Source organism: Dolichospermum sp. DET69, from assembly GCA_017355425.1.
Taxonomy (GTDB): Bacteria; Cyanobacteriota; Cyanobacteriia; order Cyanobacteriales; family Nostocaceae; genus Dolichospermum.
In genome coordinates this window covers 5,790,264-5,813,195 of record CP070233.1, presented here as the reverse complement: position 1 = coordinate 5,813,195, position 22,932 = coordinate 5,790,264, and the positions used below count along the sequence as shown (strand labels likewise).

Annotated in this window: 18 protein-coding genes and 1 pseudogene; 8 read left to right on the top strand and 11 right to left on the bottom strand. The window is 37.5% G+C overall.

Annotated elements, in window-relative coordinates; all coding sequences use genetic code 11:
• Positions 1 to 247: 247 nt before the first annotated feature.
• Positions 248 to 1,156: a carotenoid biosynthesis protein gene (locus EZY12_26590; protein ID QSX68130.1), complete on the top strand. Its 909-nt coding sequence runs from the start codon at positions 248 to 250 to the stop codon at positions 1,154 to 1,156.
• A gap of 168 nt (positions 1,157 to 1,324) precedes the next feature.
• On the opposite strand, the gene EZY12_26585 is transcribed toward EZY12_26590, so the two are convergent.
• A complete protein-coding gene (locus EZY12_26585) occupies positions 1,325 to 1,705 on the bottom strand; it encodes a hypothetical protein (protein QSX68129.1) in 381 nt (126 codons plus the stop codon).
• Between the two features lie 637 nt (positions 1,706 to 2,342).
• On the opposite strand from EZY12_26585, the gene EZY12_26580 reads away from it, so the two are divergent.
• The 4 genes from EZY12_26580 (at position 2,343) to EZY12_26565 (ending at position 6,920) form a co-directional block, all read left to right on the top strand.
• Positions 2,343 to 2,915, top strand: a complete 573-nt coding sequence (locus EZY12_26580; protein QSX70849.1) for a Uma2 family endonuclease — start codon at positions 2,343 to 2,345, stop codon at positions 2,913 to 2,915.
• Positions 2,916 to 2,917: 2 nt separating this feature from the next.
• On the top strand, positions 2,918 to 3,316 hold the full coding sequence (gene crcB, locus EZY12_26575; protein QSX68128.1) for a fluoride efflux transporter CrcB: 399 nt from the start codon (positions 2,918 to 2,920) through the stop codon (positions 3,314 to 3,316).
• Between the two features lie 42 nt (positions 3,317 to 3,358).
• Positions 3,359 to 4,768, top strand: coding sequence for a Rieske 2Fe-2S domain-containing protein (locus EZY12_26570; protein QSX68127.1), 1,410 nt, complete (start codon positions 3,359 to 3,361; stop codon positions 4,766 to 4,768).
• 523 nt (positions 4,769 to 5,291) lie between these two features.
• The gene (locus tag EZY12_26565) at positions 5,292 to 6,920 is read left to right on the top strand and encodes a tetratricopeptide repeat protein (GenBank protein ID QSX68126.1); all 1,629 of its coding nucleotides are present in this window, start codon (positions 5,292 to 5,294) and stop codon (positions 6,918 to 6,920) included.
• A gap of 670 nt (positions 6,921 to 7,590) precedes the next feature.
• Here the strand turns inward: EZY12_26565 and EZY12_26560 are convergent.
• The 3 genes and pseudogenes from EZY12_26560 to EZY12_26550 form a co-directional block, all read right to left on the bottom strand.
• A complete protein-coding gene (locus EZY12_26560; GenBank protein QSX68125.1) occupies positions 7,591 to 8,382 on the bottom strand; it encodes an SDR family NAD(P)-dependent oxidoreductase in 792 nt (263 codons plus the stop codon).
• 649 nt (positions 8,383 to 9,031) lie between these two features.
• Positions 9,032 to 9,430, bottom strand: a pseudogene (locus EZY12_26555) (transcriptional regulator).
• A gap of 173 nt (positions 9,431 to 9,603) precedes the next feature.
• Entirely contained in the window at positions 9,604 to 12,399 is a 2,796-nt protein-coding gene (locus tag EZY12_26550) for a cation-transporting P-type ATPase (protein QSX68124.1), read from the bottom strand.
• 326 nt (positions 12,400 to 12,725) lie between these two features.
• On the opposite strand from EZY12_26550, the gene EZY12_26545 reads away from it, so the two are divergent.
• Entirely contained in the window at positions 12,726 to 13,067 is a 342-nt protein-coding gene (locus tag EZY12_26545; protein QSX68123.1) for a hypothetical protein, read from the top strand.
• A gap of 474 nt (positions 13,068 to 13,541) precedes the next feature.
• Here EZY12_26545 and EZY12_26540 read toward each other — a convergent pair whose 3' ends face one another.
• From EZY12_26540 to lpxB, 3 genes are all read right to left on the bottom strand, one after another.
• Positions 13,542 to 13,823, bottom strand: coding sequence for a hypothetical protein (locus EZY12_26540; protein ID QSX68122.1), 282 nt, complete (start codon positions 13,821 to 13,823; stop codon positions 13,542 to 13,544).
• A 284-nt stretch (positions 13,824 to 14,107) separates the two neighbouring features.
• On the bottom strand, positions 14,108 to 15,355 hold the full coding sequence (locus EZY12_26535) for a DNA cytosine methyltransferase (GenBank protein ID QSX68121.1): 1,248 nt from the start codon (positions 15,353 to 15,355) through the stop codon (positions 14,108 to 14,110).
• A 12-nt stretch (positions 15,356 to 15,367) separates the two neighbouring features.
• Complete coding sequence (gene lpxB / locus EZY12_26530; GenBank protein QSX68120.1) at positions 15,368 to 16,525, bottom strand: lipid-A-disaccharide synthase; 1,158 nt, start codon at positions 16,523 to 16,525, stop codon at positions 15,368 to 15,370.
• A gap of 379 nt (positions 16,526 to 16,904) precedes the next feature.
• Here lpxB and EZY12_26525 point away from each other — a divergent pair, with 379 nt between their 5' ends.
• On the top strand, positions 16,905 to 17,069 hold the full coding sequence (locus EZY12_26525; GenBank protein ID QSX68119.1) for a hypothetical protein: 165 nt from the start codon (positions 16,905 to 16,907) through the stop codon (positions 17,067 to 17,069).
• Between the two features lie 150 nt (positions 17,070 to 17,219).
• Here EZY12_26525 and lpxA read toward each other — a convergent pair whose 3' ends face one another.
• Positions 17,220 to 18,035, bottom strand: a complete 816-nt coding sequence (lpxA, locus tag EZY12_26520; GenBank protein QSX70848.1) for an acyl-ACP--UDP-N-acetylglucosamine O-acyltransferase — start codon at positions 18,033 to 18,035, stop codon at positions 17,220 to 17,222.
• A gap of 129 nt (positions 18,036 to 18,164) precedes the next feature.
• Here lpxA and EZY12_26515 point away from each other — a divergent pair, with 129 nt between their 5' ends.
• The gene (locus tag EZY12_26515; protein ID QSX68118.1) at positions 18,165 to 18,920 is read left to right on the top strand and encodes a hypothetical protein; all 756 of its coding nucleotides are present in this window, start codon (positions 18,165 to 18,167) and stop codon (positions 18,918 to 18,920) included.
• On the opposite strand, the gene fabZ is transcribed toward EZY12_26515, so the two are convergent.
• The 3 genes from fabZ to EZY12_26500 all read right to left on the bottom strand — a co-directional run bounded on the left by fabZ (position 18,909) and on the right by EZY12_26500 (position 22,920).
• Positions 18,909 to 19,418 carry a 3-hydroxyacyl-ACP dehydratase FabZ gene (gene fabZ / locus EZY12_26510; GenBank protein QSX70847.1) on the bottom strand — a complete coding sequence of 170 codons (510 nt, stop codon included), beginning with the start codon at positions 19,416 to 19,418 and terminating at the stop codon, positions 18,909 to 18,911. The genes EZY12_26515 and fabZ overlap by 12 nt on opposite strands.
• A 49-nt stretch (positions 19,419 to 19,467) precedes the next feature.
• Positions 19,468 to 20,316 carry a UDP-3-O-acyl-N-acetylglucosamine deacetylase gene (locus EZY12_26505; GenBank protein ID QSX68117.1) on the bottom strand — a complete coding sequence of 283 codons (849 nt, stop codon included), beginning with the start codon at positions 20,314 to 20,316 and terminating at the stop codon, positions 19,468 to 19,470.
• Positions 20,317 to 20,505: 189 nt separating this feature from the next.
• The gene (locus tag EZY12_26500; protein QSX68116.1) at positions 20,506 to 22,920 is read right to left on the bottom strand and encodes a BamA/TamA family outer membrane protein; all 2,415 of its coding nucleotides are present in this window, start codon (positions 22,918 to 22,920) and stop codon (positions 20,506 to 20,508) included.
• Between the last annotated feature and the right edge of the window lie 12 nt (positions 22,921 to 22,932).

Below are 22,932 nucleotides of genomic sequence, written 5' to 3'. Positions count from 1 at the left end.
GGCCGTTGATAAATGTAAAAGTTCTGTACCTTACTCAGTTACAAATCGTTATATACTGGTATTTGTAGTATCGGTTGCATTTATTATTTCACAGATTTACTGAACCCATAAAGTTTCTAAATGTTGAATTGCATCCCTAATTCCCATTTTGCAAGAATAAAGATCAATATTTAGTTAAATATGTTCATAAATATTTGTAAACTGTTAGCAGTTGAGTAGACGTTTGGCATATCATTAAGGATTGATCATGAGACAACTTGTTATCGTCGAGCGCGTATGCCTAATTGGTCATATCGTTTCCATGGTATTTGGACTGGTGGGGATATTAATTGTTATTCCCAATGCTGAATTAATTGTCAGCTTATCAGAGGTCGGACAGAGCGTCATGCAGTGGAGTATGGCGGGTGGCGGTGTGGCATATATGATTTTTGGAGCGGTGGGAGTGTTCCTCTATGCTTACCGAACTTTGGGTTTGGGACGCGCTTTAGGATTTTTAATCCCATCTTTATCAATTTCCCTAACCAGTGAATTACTAGGAACTAGCACAGGCTTTCCTTTTGGTCACTACAGCTATTTAAGTGGATTGGGATACAAAATTTCTGGGTTAGTACCTTTTACAATACCCCTTTCATGGTTTTATGTGGGATGTGTTTCTTATGTGTTGGCGCGGGCGGGTTTAGAAGTAGATAAAAAACCTAGCCTATTCCGTCATGTTGGAGCAGTTGTTTTAGGGGCTTTACTGCTCACTTCTTGGGATTTTGTGCTTGACCCCGCAATGAGTCAAACATCCCTTCCCTTCTGGTATTGGCAACAACCTGGGGCTTTCTTTGGAATGCCTTATCAGAACTTTGCTGGTTGGATGGGTACTGGTTCGTTATTTATGACTGTAGCGGCTTTGTTATGGAGTAAAAACCCGATCAAGCTAGAGCATTATCAATTGAATGTGCCTTTATTAGTTTATTTAGGTAACTTTGGTTTTGCAACAGTGATGAGTTTGGCTGCTGGGTTTCCTATCCCGGTATTGCTAGGTGTGTTGCTGGGTGTAGCTCCGGCTGTGCTGCTGTGGTATAAAGGTTCTAGTGCATCTGCAACAGTGAATATTGAAGCGGCTACAAAAGAAGTTGCTGTTGCTAATGTGAAAGTTGCTTTTAAATAAGGAAATAGGGAAGAGGGAATATACAGCGGTTCTTCATTGAGTGATGTACATGAACCCCACCCCCAACCCCCTCCCCGCAAGCGAGGAGGGGGCTATGATATCCCTGATAACAGCAGAAAGTGCTGTAAGAAGAAATTCTTTCAATTGCCTCTTTCCCAATCACTGACACTAATCTTGATTACGAGGAGAGTTAAAGGCTTCCCATGCAGCTTTGGCAGCATTTTGGAATCTCTCTCCTAAATCTGTGACATCTTTAGAAAGTAAGTACCAATTTCTTTCTAATTCTTCTTGAATTACCGTCCAAGAATATTCTAAGCTATCGCGTTCAATAAGTTTGTTTCTTTCAATAGCTTCCCGTACCTGACGCACAGCATTTAAATAGGTTTCACGGGTAATAGTACCAGCAGTTTCAGCTTCTGCTTGAGCGCGTTTTTTAATTGCTTCTAATAATGCTGTAGTTTCTTGTTTAACTGCATCTGTTTCTCCAATTTCTCTGGTTTGTAGACTAATTTCTACGATTTCTATAGATTCAATATTGTTAGTAGTCATAAGAATACCCGGTAAGTGGGAAACTCAGCGGCTTTAGCCCTGAGAGGGAAACGACACAGGCGGTTTTAACCGCTTTGAATTTTTTTTCATTACCGCCTTGGAGTTGGTAAATTCGGTGTACTTTTGTAATGTACTTTCAACGGGACAATTACCGATTCAAATTTCCCAACTCTGTACGCATAATGTTTTGCTCGAAAGAGCCTCCCATTTCTGGGGTAATGTTAGCTTCGACCAGTTATAAGAGCTTTTTAGACTTGCAACACTGTTTCAGTGACCTTAAAACTGTTTAATTGCAAATGACAGAGCAAGGAACTAGCTTCGCATTCCGGGGTGTCGTGACTCAAATAACGGCTACCCTTCGACTTACGTTTAGGGTGGTCTGGTCAGTACAGCTTGTTTGATTTCTCTTGCAAGCTCAGTCCCTTTAGGGCTGGGTTACTGACAGTTGCGACATCCTGTTGGTAAAGTTTACTTATGGATGAATATTGCACCTATAATGATCATAATTTAGTTGTCAGTTAATTGGGGATTTGCCAATATACTTATGACTAAAGATAGATTATTAATGACTAATTCCTCTTACTCCCTACCCAGTGCAAGTTATAATAATTTAATAATAACTAAAAAGGGAAAAATTATGCAGTCCCCTCTCTACCTCTTTACTGTAGAAGAATATCTGGAATTAGAACAATCTAGTGATATTCGTCATGAGTATTTTAGTGGTGAAGTCTTTGCTATGGCTGGAGGTAGTAAAGAACACAATATAATTACCCTAAATATTGCTAGTAGTTTACGTTCTCATTTGCGGGGTAGTTCCTGTAATGTCTTCATGTCAGATATGAAAGTGAAGATAAATTTAGCCAATGAAAATAAAACTATATTTTACTATCCTGATGTTATCGTCAGTTGCGATTCTCAGGATCAAGACCGTTATGCTTTAAATTATCCTTGTTTAATTATAGAAGTTTTATCACCAAGCACAGAAACAATAGATAGACGGGAAAAACTTGTCAATTACCGAACTTTACCAAGTTTACGAGAATATGTATTAATTTCTCAAGATGAAGTCAAAGTAGAAATTTATCGTCAAGATCAAAAAGGAAATTGGACAATACAAAATTTGATTAATATCGAAGATAGCTTATATTTAGATTCAGTTGATATGACTCTAAAAATGGCTGATATATATGAAGATGTCATCAGTATTTAATAATGTTACAACAGGCAGAAATTCGTATTCCCATTGCTATTAGTCTGGGGGCAATAGCTGGGGCTTTAAGTCGTTATTATTTAACTTTGTGGTTTACGAACCGCCTTGGTTTTGCTTTTCCCTATGGAACTTTTTTTATTAATATTAGCGGTTGTTTAGCAATGGGTTTTTTCACAACTTTGGCTATGGAAAAAACAGCTATGATTGCTCCAGAAATTAAGTTAATTATTGCTACAGGATTTTTAGGTGCGTATACTACTTTTTCTACTTTTGGTTTAGATACAGTAGGTTTATTACAACGTGGTCATTGGTTAGCTGGGACTGGTTATTTTATTGGTAGTACGATTTTAGGAATTATCAGTGTTCAATTAGGGATGATTATTGCTAGACTTTTTAATTAAAAGTTCCGATTTTGAAATTTGAAAATTAAACCAATACAGAAAATGGTGCAAACACAATCTATTATTAACCAAACTTTCATCACAGAAATATTACCTGGAGGTAGTAATCCAGATACTTTTGAATTAGCCCAATCCTGGTATCCAGTTCACTATCTTCAAGATTTAGATAAATCAAAACCTACTCCTTTCACTCTTTTGGGCAAAGATATTGTAATTTGGTGGGATCAAAAAGTTGAGACTTGGCAAGTATTTATAGATCAATGTCCCCACCGTCTTGCACCTCTTTCGGAAGGGAGAATTAATGAAGATGGATTGTTAGAATGTCCTTATCACGGCTGGACATTTGCAGGAGATGGAAGTTGTCAAAAAATTCCCCAACAGGTTGCAGGAGGAAAAGCAGAAACTTCTCCCAGGGCTTGTGTATCATCTTTCCCAACCACAGAAAAACAAGGATTATTATTTGTCTATGCTGGTAATCCAGAAAATGCCACAAATACTAAAGTTCCTGTTGTTGAACCCATAGAAGCAGCACCGGAAGGATGGGTAATTATTAACACTTTTAGAGATGTTCCTTATGATGCTTTAACATTATTAGAAAATATCCTTGATCCTAGTCATATTGCCTTTACCCATCATCTGACAGTGGGAAATCGTGCCAATGCTGCACCTTTAGAATTAGAAATAGTTGAATCAGGAAAATATGGTTTTGAAGGGATTTGGAAACAAGGATTAAAAGCGGGACAATCGGGAAAACTTTCCACAACATTTATTGCTCCTGGTTTAATGTGGCATGATATTAATGCTGAAAAAGGCAGAATTTTAACTGTTGTTTATGCTGTCCCCATTCGCAAAGGTGAATGTCGCATAATTGCTCGTTTTCCTTTTAAGTTCAAGTCTAAACTACCAGGATTTTTTATTAAAATTCGCCCTCGTTGGTATGTCCATATTGGTCAAAATGGTGTTTTGGAAGATGATCAAATTTTTCTCCATTATCAAGAACGTTATTTAGCCGCTAAAGGTGGTAGTGCTAATTTTAATAAAGCCTTTTACCTAGCAACAAAAGCAGATACTTTTGTTTCCGCGTTGCGTCAATGGGTAAATCAATATCATGGGGAAACATTTCCTGGAGAATCTTTGCCACCACTTTTATTAAATAAAGAAGTGATGCTAGAAAGATATCATTCCCATACAGAAAAATGTGCTAGTTGTCGTCAGGCTTTAGAGAGAATTCAACAGTTAAAATTTTGGTGTGGTGTTTTTACTATTCTCGCTTTAGCTAGTAGTCCTTTATTAGCATTTTTGGTAGAAACAAAATCGCCTTTAGTTGTGATAACAGAAACATTTGTTCCTTTGTTGTTAAGTGCAGCATGGTGGAAATTAAGTGGGTTAGAAAAACAGTTTTATCAAGGAAGAAAGATCCCCCCGCGCAATTTACCGGAGAAAACAAGATAAATTGGCGGTTTCAAATTTCACTTAATACTATTGTCAGCGTCCAAATATGAAAGTTTGAATTCATACTTTTGGTATCAATCAGGCTTTGATATTTCAGATGCTGAGTTTATAGCTGTTCATCTGTCTGAGGTATTGTCTGAATCAGGATATCCAGGATTTAAGGATTTACAGGATGTTTGTTTAAGTTGCGTTTTTAGGGTTTGAGGATTCTATACTTTTTGGTTAGACTCAAAAAACTGCAATGTGATCTAGATTAGTGCGTTTTGCTGCTTGATAGGGAATACTAGAACCCATCTTCCGCACCCTAAACTGTCACACAACAAAAAATGGTCGTTTGGGGATTTGGGATTAGCGATAGCGAAGCGCTGCTGCAAGCAGTTCGCTACCTAAAATTTCGACATTTTTGTATAAAAATTATCCTTTAATGTATTCAAAAATCCGAAATTACCGATTGTGACACCGGGGGGTGCGGAATGTGGGCTAGAATAAATACTCCTTGTCAGATAAAGGTGAGTTTTAACAAATGGACTGGACAACAATACTCAAGGCACAGCAGACTGATTTTATTCAAAGACTGAAATCTGGTGACTTACTCCATTGTGAGAAGGAAGGCCAGCATAGTGAGTTGACGGTTATCTCTGGAGAGAGGTTAAAGCAATTACGGAATTTTTGCTGGGAGATGGCTAATAAATTTAAGCAACAATACGATGTTAAGAACATCTTCTTCAATAATATGAAGGGAAAGCTGGGTGAGGAAGTTGTTAAAATCCGTTTAGGTGATTTTGTAACTGAAATTGATTATGAAAAACGCATTGGTGGAGATGGAAAAATTGATTTTACTTTAACTTCTGATTCATCAATTGGTATTCAGGTTAAAACCCGTTATGGATATTTTGATAAGGTTCAATGGACAATTGATAGAGAAGAAATTGAAAAAAATGCTGTTTTAGTTTGTATTTTATGTCAAGAAGAATTTAGTGAAACAGAAAAAGAATATGGTCTTATTGTAGCTGGGTTTTTACCAATGAATATGATTAAATCAATTGGTGATAAAACTTTAGTTGGAATAGATGAATTACTTTATCCTGGTGGGTTGCGTGGCTATTTAGAGAATTTATCATTTTATGATGCTGACAAATATATCAACTTAGGTGATGAGTGTATTGTAAAAGAAGATTATCAAGGTGCTATTACCAATTATAGTCAAGCGTTACAACTAAATCCCAAAAATGCTGAAATATATTTCAAACGAGCAGAAACTCATCATCAACTGGGAAACTTTCAGGATGCTATAAATGATTATAGTCAAGCAATATACATTAATCCTAAAGACGCTTACTCTTATAATAACAGAGGAATTATTTACGAAAAATTTGGTTATATAGACTATGCTATTAATGATTATGAGAAAGCACTAAAAATTAATCCTAAAGAAGCTGTAGTCTATTTGAATTTAGCAATTACTTACTATAACCTAGATGTAGATTGCAATTATTACAATAATATTATAAATAGAGATGAACTAATCATCAATTATTTGAATCAAGCGTTAAATATTAATCCTAACTTATATAAAGCATACCATGTTAGAGGAAAATTTCGTTTTCAAATAGGAGATGTAGCAGGTGCATTTGAGGATTTTAATATTGTATTAAAATTTGATCCTGACTATGCCTTAAATATTTATACATATCTTGCAGAAGTATACTACTATCGGGGAAATTACTATAGCGAAATAGGAAATAAAAAAAACGGACTTGAAAATTTGAATTTGGCAGCTAATCTATATAAAAAAATAAATAATGAATTTAGTTATAAACGTACTATTGACTATATCGAATATGTTGAATCAAAATATGTTGAATATAATTTTGATGATAATGATGTTGAGCTAAAATCAGCAGTAGGTATGAATTATACCCGTCTTCGTGACTTACTCGCAGCAGGGAAATGGAAAGAGGCTGATGAAGAAACAACGCGAGTTATGTTAGCAGTTGCAAAAAGGGAGCAGCTAGGCTCGCTAGATTTTAACAGCATTAATAATTTCCCATGTGAAGACCTCAATACGATTGATAAATTGTGGGTAAGATACAATGGGTGGGGTCTTGGTATGTTGGATGTCTTCTCTCGCATCGACAATTGTAAACTGTAACATCTAAAGCTTTCAGAAAATTATTAAGTCTGAATCAGGATAACCAGGATTAAAGGATTTACAGGATTTTATTTTCTGATGAAAGCTTCCCCAATTCTGAGATAATTAATTAGATGAACGAGAAAATTACTCCCTTCCCACACAAATATAACTGATATCTTTTCTCCGTGTCCTCTGTGTCCTCTGTGGTTCGTTTAAAAAAATTATTAATCTAACAGTAATATCAAGAATAATTGAACGCAGATGAACGCAGATAAACATAGATAAAGATGGACAATCAAAAATCAAAACATGATACCTTTAAACAACATCCTGTAAATCCTAAAATCCTGGACATCCTGATTCAGACAAATTAAAATATTAGTACACCACAAATAAAATCAAAATCCTGTAAATCTTTAAATCCTGGATATCCTGATTCAGACAATAATATATTTATTTCCTAGCAAATATTTTGATTATTAAGCGATCGCTACAGTAAGAGCAATTATAATTCTGCACTATTATTACAGGGTTAGTGATGGTGTCATTTCTTCCTTATCATGATCAAATTTTTAGTTGGGTTGCGCTTTTGCTTAACCCAACCTACCATTTTTTAAGTTTACTTTACGCAAAGACACAAAAAACACTTTGCGCCTCTGCGCGAAACAAAACTTAACTAGATTGAACTTTATCCCACAGCATCAGGTAATGGTTTCTTGGGTGTTGCTAGTTGCAAGATAATCTCTAGTAACCAAGGGGCGAAACGTTGGCATAATACGGCTAGGTGAGATTGCCATCCTACTAGGATTTCTGCGGTATCGTTTTCTATGCCGATAACGAGGGCTTGGGCGACTTGTTCGGGTGTCATGGGAATCACTCCCCGGAATGATTGCAAGTCACGCACCATGTCTGTTTCGGTGAGGGAAGGAAGTAAGGCGATAACACGGACATTGTGTTGGGCAAGTTCTTGACGTAGTGCCTGGGTAAATCCGACAATGGCAAACTTAGTGGCAGAATATGTGGCCATTGTCGGGGCGGCAACTTTCCCCATTAAACTGGAGACATTGACAATGATCCCCCTTTTTTGACTAACCATGCGTTTGGCTATCAAACTGGTGAGGGTATACATTCCCATCAAATTGACGGAGAGTTCTTCTTGGAGTTGGGGAAGTTTTGATTGCAGAAATGAGTTTTGGTGTGCGACTCCGGCACAGTTTACCAGTAGGTGAATTGGTCCATAACTGCGCCAAAGTTGGGCTACAGCGATGTTGACGTTGATTGATTGAGTTAAGTCTAAGGCCATGATTGTGGTCTCTACGCCTAAAGCTTCGATTTCTGCGGCTACTTCGGCTAACTTTTGGCGATCGCGGGCTATCAATATTAACCTTTTCATGCCTTGTTTGGCTAATTCTAAAGCGATCGCTTTACCGATCCCACGGGAAGCCCCGGTAATAAGTGCAACTTTTCCTTGAATCTTCATCGGTTTTCACCTCCAAATTATTCATTTTTCGTCTTCATGCATTGCCTTCTTTGCAATCAACAGCTAAGACGATTAATGAACTGTAAACAAAAATCAAATTTCAATTCAGTGACAAAAATAGCTAACGCCACGGTGCGCTATAGGAGCTACTATTTCTGCTCATCTGCAATACCCCTTTATTGCTTGTTGCCAGCAGAAATTTCTCGTTGTCACGATGGGAATCATCAACATAAAAGATTTTTGGCAGGATGGATAAGGCTCATTGATTTTACCTCGCTAATAATCCGAGCGTTCACCTGTGCTGTCGTACCTACACACATTAGCAACTAAATCAAGTTCTTGCAATATTTTTTAATCAGGATTCCTGAACAGTCGTTTTCCTAAAGTATATATATGGCAATCTTAGTTTATATAAGTTTTTATTAATACTGAGCAATATATGTGTTGATCCCCTCACAATTCATTATTTTTTGTGACAACAGATACATTTTTAACAAATTCAAGACAATACAGCAGATTGCAGATCAATGATGTACAGAATCTAAATTCAAAGCCAGATACTAAGCCAGTTTTACTCCTAACTCGGTGAATTATGCTGTAATTCCTCCTTCAATTGTGCAACGCCAAATATAAAATTGTTTAACAGTGTTCAAATAAATAAACTTGGAGAAACTTTAAAATGTTCTCCCAAGGCTTTAGCTTGTGTTTTACTAATGGAACGTTTACCGTTTACAACTTCTGACATCACACCGCTAGAACCAATAATACCTACCAAGTCAGCTTGAAGAATACCACTAGATTCCATGATGTGTTGCAATATTTCATGAGGTGTAGATTTATCCATTGGATAATTTTTCTTCCTCATAATCTTCAATTAGTCTGACAAGCAATTTATCTAAAGCTCGCTCCTCTGGAGTAAGATTTTTTTTAAAGTTAGATATTCTGAAATTTTCAAAAGACGTTCATACTCAGCTTCAGTTTCAATTACTTGAGGAGCAATATCTGCTAGTAATTGACCATAAGTTTTATTATTAAAAATAATAGTCATTTTCCATTTCTCTTTAGAGAACTCCACAAAAAAGATGAACTGCTTGCAGCAGCGCTTCGCTATCCAATTTTGTGGGATGGGCATCTTGCCCGTCCCTGTATTATTAGGGGACTTTTCGGCCCGCACCACAAGAAATTTTGGATATTTCTTTAATTGGAAGTCTCTTATTGTATTCAGTGTGAGTCGTTCATAATCATGCGTTTTCTCAGTTCATCAGCTATTAAAATGAACGGTGGACAAAACAATAATATTAATAAATAAGATAGTGGTAAAGATGCAGTAGAAAAGATTTTTTGTAAAGTAGGAGAATAAATAATTGAAAATATTAATACCCATTCCACTGCAATTCCTGCCCAAATAAAAGGGTTACTAAAAAAGCCCAAACGCAAAATTGAAATTCGTTCCGAACGACAGGCAAAAACGTTACCATCTTGACAAGCGACAATTACCGCTAAAGTCATCGTTGTGGCTTGGTAATAAATAGCCATAATCGTAGCATCTGCTGAATGAGATAGAATACTCGGACTAAGTGCCTGTAATTGAGTAAGATTATAGCCATTACTCCACCAAACAAAGAAAAATCCCGCCATACCTGCTAAACCTTCCAACAGTCCTAAAAAGCAGTAAGCACGCAGTAGTAAAGATAAATCTAATAGTGGTTTTGATTTTTTCCGGGGTGGTAATTCCATCGAACCAGTTTCCGGTTTTTCTGCCCCTAATGCCAATGCAGGTAACATATCTGTACCTAAGTCAATGGCTAATATTTGTAAAATTACCAAAGCTGGGGGTATTTTCAGAAACACCATTGCTAAGAAGGGCAAAAATTCCGCCATATTAGAAGCGAGGATATAAGTCATGAATTTACGGATGTTTTGATATACCGCTCTCCCCTGTTCAATAGCAGAAACGATGGTGGCAAAATTATCATCTATCAGCACAATATCCGCAGCTTCACGAGCAACATCTGTACCGCTAATTCCCATCGCAATACCAATATTTGCAGCCCGTAAAGCGGGGGCATCGTTGACACCATCACCAGTCACAGCAACGATATGACCAAGGTGTTTATATGCTTCAACTAATCTAAGTTTCTGTTCTGGGATAACTCTGGCAAATACCAATCCTGTTTTGTGCTTGTGGAGAATTTGCCGTAATTGAGTATCAGAAAGATGTCCTAATTGTTCCCCAGTGATAATTCTAGCTTTACCGTTAACTAAACCAATCCGTTGGGCAATTGCCGCTGCTGTTAAGCCATAATCACCTGTAATCATGGTAACTTGAATACCTGCACGATGACAAAGAGCGATCGCATCAGCAACTTCTGCACGTGGTGGATCAATCATCGCCACCAATCCTAAAAAAGTCAAATCCTGTTCTAATAAATTATTATCTAGTTGGTTTAATTCCGTGCCACCTTGACTTGTAGCCACAGCTAAAACACGATAACCCTGACTAGCTAGTTGATCATTAGCGGTAATGATTTCCTCGCGCTGGTTTTCCGTCAGTTCCAGTTTTTTTCCTGGATGCCATAAATACCGCGAATGTTCTAATACATCTAAAGTTGCACCTTTCGTAAAAATCAGATATTGAGAATTTCCAGTATTATCTAATTCTAAATTACCTGATAATAAAACCGTCATCATTCTGCGGTGAGAATCAAAAGGAATTTCCTTAACTCTTGGGGCTTGTTTTTGTAACTCCTCCAACTGCAAATCTGCCTTAATTGCTGCCACTAATAACGCTGCTTCTGTAGGATCACCTAATACTTGCCATTGATTAGAATTGGGGGGATGATTTAACCGCGCATTAGAACAAAGTGCAGCCCCAGCTAACATTAACCGCACCTGAGATTCATTTTCAGGAGATTTGATTTCTACTTCTCCCTTGGGTTCATAACCTACCCCAGTCACATTAATATTAATATTAGGAATCCACAATTGGCGCACAGTCATTTCATTTTTAGTCAAAGTCCCGGTTTTATCAGTGCAAATAACCGTAGTTGCGCTCAAAGTTTCTACCGCAGATAAACGCCGCACCAAAGCATTTTGTTTAGCCATGCGTTTAACACCAATTGCCAATGATAAACTCACGGTAGGTAGTAAACCTTCGGGAACAAATGCCACAATAATGCCAATGGCAAAAATGAAACTTTCCTTGAGTTGCATTCCTACCAGCAACTTAGTGAGTAAAAATATCACCACACCCATACTCAAGGCAATGATGGTAATGATGTGAACTACCCTAGAAATCTCCACTTCTAAAGTGCTGGCTTCTCGCTTCACATTGGCAGTAAGATGGGCAACTTGACCAAATTCTGTATGTGTGCCTGTGGCATAGACTACCGCGAGTCCCCGACCTGCGGCTACGGTAGAACCGGCAAATACTAAGTTATTGGATTCGGAAGCGTGGATATTGTCTGCGGTAACAGGTTCGCAGATTCGGGGAACGGGTAAAGATTCCCCTGTGAGTATGGAGACATCTACATATAAAGACTGACATTCCACAATTCTGGCATCAGCGGAAATTTTATCACCTTCTTCTAACTGCATGACATCCCCGCTAACTAATTCACGGGTAGCAATTACCGATAATTTGCCATCTCGATAAACTTTGGCTTGGGAAGGGAGGATTTTTTTTAAAGCAGATAAGGCCTTTTCGGCTTGATATTCTTGCCAAAAACTAAAAATAGCATTAATCCAAATAACAGCCCAAATTGCCCAACCTAATTCTGGTGTTTGGGAAATAAAAGCTAATATTCCTGCTACCCATAAAAGCAAGGCCATAAAATGGGTTAATTGGTCGGTAAAACGCAGGATTAAAGGCCGTGTTTTGGGTTCGGGAAGTTCGTTATAACCGGATTGTTTTAATCTGATATTGGCTTCTACCTCGCTGATACCTTGGGGGGTTGTTGTTAGAGTTTTATAAACATCTATAGGTGTCAGTGTCCAAATATGAGAATTTAAAGGCATACTCTCAGCACCAATTCGGCTTTTTTTAGTCTAGTGGTGAGTCTATGCCTTTTCATCTGTCTGAAGTTTGTTTTTGGCGATTAAATATTTTAAAACTTGACAAGACGTAAAAATTGCGCTATATTTATGTTACGAGTCAAAATCTATCCGCGCATATATAGTAAGATTTTGTATTATTAATATCATTATTTTCGTCGGGGATCTAAATCCTGTTAATCCTTAAATCCTGGACATCCTGATTCTGACAATAAGAATTTTGATTCAGGTTAAAATAATTGAAGTATCACCCAGATTAATTTTTGAACTGACATCTAACATCTAAAACCATGTCTGAATCAGTACAGTATATAACTAACACTCAGGGAGATAGAGTTGGTGTATTGTTAAATTTGGAAACTTACCAACAGCTAACCCACTTATCAACAGATACAGAATTATTAATTGGTTTAAGTCTTGATGAATTGCAAGCTTTGGTAGAAACTTCTTTATCTCCTAAAAGCCAGATTCAATTAGATGAGTTATTAATGAAAAATTCTGAAAATCAATTGTCAAATGAGGAATCTGAAACTTTAGATAAATTATTGGCACAAGTTGACCAATTGAATATTCTTAAAACCAGAGCTAGATATACTTTAAACCAATTTCAAGAAAAACAAAAAGTAGCGTGAGTGTTTATATTTCCGTTGAATTACAAAAACAAATTCGTCATCGTTTTGTAGATTATTGTGGTTACTGTCATAATATCCACCGATTTAAGGATTTACAGGATGTTAATTTGAGTTTGGTATTTTTTAGGTATTCTGTGATTTACGATTTTCCGGTAATTCTATCTTCACTCTCGCACCTTCAAAATAGATCATCAAATCAATATTCAAAACATCACATTTTAAACCAAAATCCTGAAAATCCTTAAATCCTGAACATCCTGATTCTGACAATAAAAATTTTGATTCGGGTTAAAAGGATTGAAGTATCACCCAGATTAATTTTTGAACTGACAATACAAAAATCTAATTTCTCAGCAAAGCTATAAAACCGTATATTAGACGATAAAGATGCAGTAACACCTCTAGCTTTAAGATGCAATTCATCATTAGGATTTAGTAGAGCAATCCAATAACCTGTATCAGCAAATACTTTATTCATTCTTCAATTTTGGGTGAACCATATAAATAGTGATCTACATTTTTTGACAGATCCGATGGTAGCTTTTCCCATTCTGATTGAGGAATTTGGCTATGAATATCATCAAGGAAATTTAACAAAGATGTAGATGGTAAACTATCAGTAAAATCGGCAGTTTGATTTTCAGGAATTCTTTGTTTAAACCTGTTTTTAATGAACAGTAAAAAATTTAATACTTCTTCAATTAAAAAATCTGGTGCTTGAGAAATTTCTTTAATTAGTTCTTGTTTCGCTGTCATGAGTTCACCTCGTTTATTTCGTGACTTCAAGAGAATTACTTTTTTGCTGCAATTATATTTTTGATTCTGTGAGCATACCAGCTTGTTGTTTGTCTAGCAACTCACTCAAACGGCTATCCTCTTCGGCTTCCATTTGTAATTATGTCAAAGCTAAAACTTGCTGATTAGAAAGAAAGTGCTGAGACAGGTTCAAGAGTTGCTGCTTCTAGGATAACAGGTGGGATGGAAAAATGCTTATTCCTTGGTACTAAAGAATTTGCGTTTACTGGTTTAATTTGTAGTATTCATTTTTTTCTAGTTCTTGGTTCTATAACATGACGACTTACTCCAAAATATTTAGCTGCTTCTGACATATCCAGTGTTAATAAGCTAATATCTCCTAACTCTTTAACGCATTTGGTTTGAGAAGGTTCTATCCCTAAACTCTTAATTATTTCCTCTGCGACTGCTTGCGCTAAAAGTGGCGGTACAGAATTACCAATTTGTCGAAAACCATGCCATTTTGTGGGATGAAATCTAAACCAATCAGGATAGGAATGTAACCGCGCAGCTTCCCTTACAGTGATACATCTAGGAATAAAAGGATGTATGGGACGAGGAGAAGTAAATGCACCTTTATTACTGGCTGTTCCGGCTCTTAATGTATTGCATAAACCATCAGGATCAAGTTTATGAAAACGACTGATTTTTTCTATCTTACCATGGGGTGTAGAAGCAAATCTTTCCATAGATTCGGGACTATGGTTTGTTCTTAAACTTGATGTTAGTAAAGTATGATTGTATTGACGTTCATAGGAATAGTTATTTTTTTCAGTTGTCAGATTACGCAGTTTTTTAGCATAATTACTAGGGTCACCAAACTCTGCAAATACCCAATCTTGCTGAGATAGTTCTGGATAGCTTTCTATTGCAGGTAAATCTTGTAATGCTTCCCAAACCGTAGGAGCTTTTTGATTAGGAAATGTCATCTTTTCTGGATAATTGGGTAATTCTACATCTTGACGACAACCCAGTAAAAATAATCTTTCTCGATTTTGGGGAACTCCATAATTAGCCGCATTTAAAACTTGATAATCGTGATTGATTTTGTAGCCATTATTTTCAAATTTATTAATTATTTCCCCAATAAATTCTTTGTGTTTACCTACTGTTATTCCTTTCACGTTTTCCATCAAAAAAAACTTAGGTTTTAATTCTAAAACTAATCTAATAAAATGGAAAACCAAAGAGTTTCTAGGATCATCAAAAGAACGTTTTCCCATTAATGAAAAACCTTGACAGGGTGGACCACCAAAAACTACATCAATTTCTTGATTATGAATTTGAGAACTATTCCTAATTTCTTTCCCTGTGATATCTTCCACACTTTTACATAATATCGTCCAAAAGGGAAAGTTAAATTTATGAATTGCACAATGAATTGGGTCTATTTCCACAGATGCAAGGATATCAAAACCAGCTTGTTCAAAGCCTAAAGTCATTCCGCCTGCACCTGCAAATAAATCAACTGCAATTGGTCGGTTTTTTGCCATTTTAATTATTATCTACTTTTTCATTGCTAATATTTCTTTCGCCGTGCGATCGCATACTCCAAATTCTCCCAAACAATGGCGCATTTCTTGATAATCTCTTAAAGTCTTTTGTTTCTTTTCAGGATTTAATAACAATTCCATTACTGCTTGAGTAATATTCTTGGCTGTAGCGTTTTCCTGTAAGAATTCTGGGACTATTTCCCGCATGACAACTAAATTTACTGGAGAACCAAAGGGAATTGAACCTTTAAGAATACGACGCGCAATCCAAGCAGTTAGGGGATGAAGACGATAAACCACAACTTGCGGTACATTTAATAATGCTAATTCTAAATTTACAGTTCCCGATTTAGTAATTGCAAAATCAGCAGCGGCAAAAATTTCCCGTTCTTGACCTAATACTACTGTAGCCTTTAAACCATATTTTTTAATTGCTGCTGTAATTGGTTCTCTAAATGTTTCCAAAGATAGAGGAATCCAAAAATGGATATTTGGTACTTTAGATTGGATATTTTGAGCAGCTTGAAAAATAACTGGTAAGAGATATTTTAATTCTTGATGACGGGAAGCTGGTAAAAGTGCGATCGCAATTTCTGCCTCTTTAATTCCTAACTTCTCTCTGGTAACTTCTCGACTGGGAGCATTTGCCATTCTATCAATTAAAGGATGTCCTACCCAAGAAACATTTGCGCCATTTTTTTGATAGTATCGGGCTTCTTCGGGAAAAATTGCCAATAATTTATCAGTAAACCCAACAATGCGATTAGTATTCTGAAAACTCATAGACCATACCCACTCTTGAGGAGCGATATAATAGGCAACAGGCACATCAGGTAAATTTTCGCTCATGAACGTACCAATGCCCAGATTTGGCCCCATATAGTCAATTAGCACAACTAAATCCGGGGGATTTTTCTTTAAATGAGCGATCGCTTGTCGTTGTACTCTCAATGTAGGAATCACATAAGGCAAAGATTCAATCAAACCCATAGAACCAATACCGCTGGTATTACCCAAAATTGTCGCTCCAGCTTGAGCCATTTTATCCCCACCCAAAGCGATAATTTCTAACGTTAAACCCGCAGCCACAGCTTGACGCTGAAGTGCTGTAATTAATAACGAACCCTGTAAATCGCCAGAAACTTCACCAGTGCTAATAAATATCCGCATTTTTAGATTTTAGATTTGAAATTTTTACAGGAATATCCGGTAAGCGTAAAGCTCAGTGGCTTGGCTCCCTGAGATATAAGCGACTCGTGCAGTTCGACAAGCTTACTGACCACGGTTTTAACCGCATAGAGTTTCTTTTTAGCAAAGGTGGGTTAAAAAGATAAGAGAATTTATCTTTTGCGTTCTATAGTGTTATACTTTTCACAACAGGAACGGTAATCAACCTGTCTAAAAACCTAACTACCTGACGGTAATCTGTACCTTGACAATTGAAGATATGGGGTTCTATTCCATAGTTCTAGCGACTACCCTCCGAATAGGTAAAATCTTCATGGGAGCTAGACGACACAGAATTTAAACTCAATCAAATTTTGCAGTAATGCAACTACCTTCGGGCAGAGGGGAAGTTAACGCTTGGGGAGAGAACCACCTCTGGCTTAAATACCGCAAGGGGTTTAAGTTAAGTGGACTCGTTGAACCAAGAATCTCAGTGGCTAAAGCCAGTGAGAGTGTCAATTCCTTTCCTACTCCCTTCCCAAATTAAAAATATCTTTCTTCCTCATTCCTTCCTTCGCGTTCTTCGTGCCTATATCCCTCCGGGACGCTCCGCGAACGTGGTTCATTAAATCCATATTCTGCCAGTAGGAACGAAGAGAACAGACAAACCCCGCTCCTACAAATGATTCACTATTCATTATTCATCACTGACAGCTTGTTTACCTTTACCAGGAATTAAACCCCGTCGGCCTGGCATTTGAGAAAGAAGCAAGAAACGGCGAAGATGTTTTAATTCTTCTGTATTTCCTAAACTTTCCAACTCTTGCAAAGCATCCTTAAATAGGAACTCAGAACGATAGAGAAGACGGAAAGCTTTTTTCATTAATTGGAAATCACTCTTCTCCATTCCTGAACGTTTTAATCCTACCAAATTGAGCGATCGCACTTTGGCCGGATTTCCTTCCACTAACATATAAGGGGGTACATCTCTATCAATGCGTGTCATTCCCCCCACCATTGACATTTCCCCAATGTGGACAAATTGATGTACACCTAGAACGCCGCTGAGTCTAGCTCGTGATTCAATATGCACATGACCCGCTAGTGCTACAGAGTTAGCAATAATGACTGAATCTTTAATCAGGCAATTATGACCTACATGAACATAAGCCATTAAGAGATTGCCATTACCGATCACAGTTGCCTCACCTCTACCCGTAGCGCGGTTAATCGTCACGTATTCACGGATGGAATTATTATCGCCAATTTTTACCCAAGTTGGTTCTCCCACATACTTTAGATCCTGGGGCTGCATACCGATAGCTGCACCAGGGAAAATCTGATTTCCCGTGCCAATCTCACAGGGTCCCTCTAGGACGACGTGAGAGCCAATTACAGTGTCCGCACCAACTCTAACATTTGCTCCAATCACAGCATAAGCACCGACTTGAACTGTGGGGTGGAGTTCCGCATTAGTATCTATGACAGCAGTTGGATGAATAAGTGTTTTCAACATATCTTCAACTATGATTTTTTTGATTAAAGTCAGAACTATGATTCTTTTGATTTTTTTGATTAAAGTCAGAACTATGATTCTTTTGATTTTTTTGATTTTTTTGATTAAGATAATTATGGAACTTACATGATCTTAAACTATGATTCTTTTGACTTAAATAATCATCAAAATCAGATAAATCAAATAAATCATAGTTCTGACTTAAATAATCATCAAAATCAGATAAATCAAATAAATCATAGTTCTGACTTAAATCATCATCAAAATCAGATAAATCAAATAAATCATAGTTCTGACTTAAATAATCATCAAAATCAGATAAATCAAATAAATCATAGTTCTGACTTAAATAATCATCAAAATCAGATAAATCAAATAAATCATAGTTTTGACTTAAATAATCATCAAAATCAGATAAATCAAATAAATCATAGTTTTGACTTAAATAATCATCAAAATCAGATAAATCAAATAAATCATAGTTCTGACTTAAATCATCATCAAAATCAGATAAATCAAATAAATCATAGTTCTGACTTAAATCATCATCAAAATCAGATAAATCAAATAAATCATAGTTCTGACTTAAATCATCATCAAAATCAGATAAATCAAATAAATCATAGTTCTGACTTAAATCATCATCAAAATCAGATAAATCAAATAAATCATAGTTCCGACTTAAATCATCATCAAAATCAGATAAATCAAATAAATCATAGTTCTGACTTAAATCATCATCAAAATCAGATAAATCAAATAAATCATAGTTCCGACTTAAATCATCACGAAAATCAGATGAATCAAATAAATCATAGTTCCGACTTAAATCATCAAAATCAGATGAATCAAATAAATCATAGTTCCGACTTAACTAATTAAAGAAAACATGAGTTCTCCTTCAGCAGCTAGTTGTCCGTCCACTTCTGCGCGTCCGTGCATTTTCCCAAAACGACGCTGCTTTACCCACAACAGTTCCACTGTCATTACCAGTTGATCACCGGGAACAACTTGACGACGGAAACGGACTTTATCTATACCAGCAAATACAAATAGTCCTCCTTTTGAGTCCGGCATTTGCGTCATGACAACACCCCCGACTTGTGCCATTGCTTCAATAATTAACACACCGGGCATAAGCGATCGCCCTGGAAAATGCCCTTGAAATTGGGGTTCATTAAAGGTAACATTTTTAATACCCACGGCTTTTTTACCAGGTACATAATCAATAATCCGATCTACCAGTAAAAATGGATAGCGATGGGGTAATAATTCCTGAATTTCCTCAATACTAAAGGTAGTTTTAATTGTCTGTGTGTTGACATCATCTTCTAGAGATGTATTCACTTCGGGAGAATTAGTTTCAGTAATAGTAGACATTGCTGGTACTTGATGTAAATTATTAGACATTGATGTACAAATAGGCATTCTAGATCAAGCCTAAAATTTTTCCTGCTAGTTGAATGTGTAAATTATGACTAGCTTTGTACGCCAAAAAATGGGCAACAGGGAAAGTTCCCAGTAAACTTAAATCTCCGACTAGATCCAAGATTTTATGACGGACTGGTTCATTTGCAAATCGTAATGGTGGATTTAACCAACCTTGGACTCCACAAACTAGAGCATTATCCAAACTACCACCTTTGATTAGTCCCGACTTTTGCAAATATTCGATTTGATGCTGTAAACCAAAAGTCCGGGCTGGGGCTATTTCCGAAGCAAAGTCAGCAGAAGAACTATTTAAATTCGTCGTTAATAACCAACTATGCCATTGATTACCAATTGCTGCTAAATTAAAATCTATACCATAGCTAAATCGGGTTTCCGGTGCGGGTAGAGCGCAAACAAAAGCATCACCTTCATAAATCCAAATAGGTTCGGTAATAAGTAAAGGTACTGTTGAATTATTAGACGTTTGGGAGACTAAACCGACTTCAGCAATCCTTTCACACCAAATTTGAGCCGAACCATCTAAAAGCGGTACTTCTGGTCCATCAATTTCAATTCTGGCGTTATCCACTCCCATAGCTGCCAAAGCCGCCAATAAATGCTCTACAGTGCGAACACAGACTTCACCCTTACCCAGTTGAGTAGAAAGTACAGTTTGACTCACAGCCGTAACTTGGGCGGGAATAATCGGTGAATTTGGTAAATCAACCCGCACAAAAAAGCGGTCATTTCCTGGTAGTGCAGGTAATATTCGCACTTGAGTCGTGACACCACTATGCAAACCCACACCATTCTGAGTAATTTCCCCAGCTAAAGTATGTTGTTGCATTGCCTAACAATCCAAATATTATAGTTAATATTGCTCATATCCCGTCTTGAGTAGAAACCCTGATGAATCTTGTCTGAAAAATAGTTTAAAGCAAAGAAGTCAGATTGCCACTGACCAATGACCAATGACCAATGACCAATGACCAATGACTAATGACCAATGACCAATGACCAATGACTAATGACCAACTTAAAATCTTTCCCCAATCCCAAAATTGATCCGACTATCACCTTCATCAGTGATACCGTAATCTATGCGAATTGGTCCAAGTGGAGATTGTACCCGCAGACCTAAACCATAGCCATAGCCATTACCACTTTTATTTAATAATTGTGCAGCTTGGGTACTACTTCCCAAGTCACTACCATAATCAAAAAATAGTGCGCCACTGACAACCGAGAAAACAGGAAAGCGATATTCAACAGCAGCTTGGATATACTTACTACCAGTACCCAACCTACCTTCATCATAACCCCGAACTGAATTGCTACCACCCAAAGTAAAGGCTTCATAGGGAGGTACATCGCCAAAGATTGTCCCTCCTTGCAGGTTAAATGCTAAAGTTTGGGGTTTTTTGCTGAAATTAATCAATTTTATCGGTAGATAGCGACTATAGTTCCCCCGTAACCTAGTCATAAAAATACTACCTGTGCCTATAGGTACAGATTGATCAACTCCAAAGCTGAGGTAAGAACCATTTGTGGGTTGTAGGGAATTATTGCGGAGATCTCTTTGTGCGCCCAGCTTCAATAGTAATAAATCGTCTTCTCCCGAAGGAGAAAGAGTGAGAGGAATTTTATTACTGATAATATTCCCATTGCCATCAAATATTGCCCCCTCCTTTCTCAGATTACCGTCAGCATCACGACCGGATACCCGTTGATACTGTAGTCCAGCGGAAGCAACCCACTCGGAATTTTTGAAAGGATTGGCAGAAAGGGGACGGGTAAAAGTCACACCACCACCTAACCGGGTAACGCGGGGGCGATCTTGCTGACTTGTGTCCGTAATATTATTAGGATCAAAGGTGTCAATACTCTTGTCTTTACCTTCAAAAATCAAGGAAACAGAACGACGACGGAAAATGTTAGTTGTATATGAAGTCCGGTAAGGATCACCAGCAATCCAAGGATCAGTAAAGCGCAGATCAAATAGTAGTTCTCGTTCTCCTAACTGTACTTCTGTCCCCAATTTTTGGTTTCTTCCTCCCAGATTTTGCTGCTGATAGCTGATAGTTCCAAATAAACCACTGGCAGAACTAATCCCTGCCCCAGCGGCAATAGAACCACTACTCCGCTCAGTTATATTGACTATCACATTTACCTTGCTAGGGTCACTACCAGGCGCAAGGGATATCGGTTCGTTATCTGGCGGTTCAAAAAGCCCCAATCCATATACTCGTGCTAGATCTCTCTGCACTGTATTGCGGTTGAATACTGTTCCTGATTTTAATTCCAATTCCCGCGTAATAATATAATCCTTTGTCCGTCCGCGAATCGGGTTGCCTTTCTCGTCTACCGTCTCACCATCTTTATTACGGAATTGGACTTTAACGTTTTCGACAACCCCTTCTGCTACTTGTAGGGTGACAACGCCATTTTCGGAAACTTTAGGCGCTCCAATTAAGTTTGCCAGCACATAACCTTGGTCTTGATAACGTTTAGTTAATTGCTTGATTCCCTCATTTAATTCCCGCAAGTTGAGAATTTTACCATATTGACTACTAAATATTTCGTTGGCTGTGGCAGCAGGAAGTACAGAAGCTACACCCGTACCAGGATTGGCTTCTAATTCTACTTTAGAGAGAATGGGATTGGGGACAACCACAAAACTGACCCGAACACCAAGAGGGGTATCTTCGGGAAATGCTTGGACGTTGGAGAAAAACCCAGTTTTAAAAATCGCACTGATATCTTCTTGGAGTTGAGAACGGGTTGTTGTTTGTCCGGCTTGGGTGCGAATTACTTTATAAACTTCGGTTTCGAGTTCAGGAGAAACTTGTCCTGTTTCCGTTTTGATAACTACCTCGGATACCAAAACGCGGGCTTCAGTTGTTTCTGGATTGGGGGATGGTGTGGGTGTTGTTGTTGAAGGATTTGGGTTTTTTTGACCAGATTCAGCGGCAGGAGGTTGAGTAGTCTCTGCTGGGGGAACTGGTGTCTTTTGGGGAACTATTGTTCTTTTGGGGACAACAGGACGCTTATTGACTGTTGTTGGCGCTGCTGTTGAAGGATTTGGTTTTTCTGGGCTAGATTCAGCCGCGGGAATTTGGGCTGTAGTAGGAACTATTGTGGAGTTTGGCACAACCACAGATCCCTGATCTCGTGCTGCCGAATTAAGCGTTAAAACTTTAACAAGAGGAGAAAATTGATTAGATTCTCTTGCTCCCACTATTGGTGCTACTAGGGAATGAGATGCCAGATTTTCAGTAGCATCGCTTTTGACAAAATTCTGTTTTTCTGGCTGGTTTGTTTCTTCTGTCAAAACTACTGTTGTCTGGGGTTGACTATCAGCAGTTTGGGCATTTGCTTGGATAGAAATGGCTAAAGGGACTGTCATGGCTACCATGGCCACTAATCCAGGTGTTAAATGTTTTTTAATCATATTGCTCTTGAC

Excerpts from the sequence above, each read along its gene's own strand:
- EZY12_26590 (QSX68130.1), top strand. The coding sequence starts at position 248 with ATGAGACAACTTGTTATCGTCGAGCGCGTATGCCTAATTGGTCATATC.
- EZY12_26585 (QSX68129.1), bottom strand. The coding sequence starts at position 1,705 with ATGACTACTAACAATATTGAATCTATAGAAATCGTAGAAATTAGTCTA.
- EZY12_26580 (QSX70849.1), top strand. The coding sequence starts at position 2,343 with ATGCAGTCCCCTCTCTACCTCTTTACTGTAGAAGAATATCTGGAATTA.
- crcB (QSX68128.1), top strand. The coding sequence starts at position 2,918 with ATGTTACAACAGGCAGAAATTCGTATTCCCATTGCTATTAGTCTGGGG.
- EZY12_26570 (QSX68127.1), top strand. The coding sequence starts at position 3,359 with ATGGTGCAAACACAATCTATTATTAACCAAACTTTCATCACAGAAATA.
- EZY12_26565 (QSX68126.1), top strand. The coding sequence starts at position 5,292 with ATGGACTGGACAACAATACTCAAGGCACAGCAGACTGATTTTATTCAA.
- EZY12_26560 (QSX68125.1), bottom strand. The coding sequence starts at position 8,382 with ATGAAGATTCAAGGAAAAGTTGCACTTATTACCGGGGCTTCCCGTGGG.
- EZY12_26550 (QSX68124.1), bottom strand. The coding sequence starts at position 12,399 with ATGCCTTTAAATTCTCATATTTGGACACTGACACCTATAGATGTTTAT.
- EZY12_26545 (QSX68123.1), top strand. The coding sequence starts at position 12,726 with ATGTCTGAATCAGTACAGTATATAACTAACACTCAGGGAGATAGAGTT.
- EZY12_26540 (QSX68122.1), bottom strand. The coding sequence starts at position 13,823 with ATGACAGCGAAACAAGAACTAATTAAAGAAATTTCTCAAGCACCAGAT.
- EZY12_26535 (QSX68121.1), bottom strand. The coding sequence starts at position 15,355 with ATGGCAAAAAACCGACCAATTGCAGTTGATTTATTTGCAGGTGCAGGC.
- lpxB (QSX68120.1), bottom strand. The coding sequence starts at position 16,525 with ATGCGGATATTTATTAGCACTGGTGAAGTTTCTGGCGATTTACAGGGT.
- EZY12_26525 (QSX68119.1), top strand. The coding sequence starts at position 16,905 with ATGCAACTACCTTCGGGCAGAGGGGAAGTTAACGCTTGGGGAGAGAAC.
- EZY12_26515 (QSX68118.1), top strand. The coding sequence starts at position 18,165 with ATGATCTTAAACTATGATTCTTTTGACTTAAATAATCATCAAAATCAG.
- fabZ (QSX70847.1), bottom strand. The coding sequence starts at position 19,418 with ATGTCTACTATTACTGAAACTAATTCTCCCGAAGTGAATACATCTCTA.
- EZY12_26505 (QSX68117.1), bottom strand. The coding sequence starts at position 20,316 with ATGCAACAACATACTTTAGCTGGGGAAATTACTCAGAATGGTGTGGGT.
- EZY12_26500 (QSX68116.1), bottom strand. The coding sequence starts at position 22,920 with ATGATTAAAAAACATTTAACACCTGGATTAGTGGCCATGGTAGCCATG.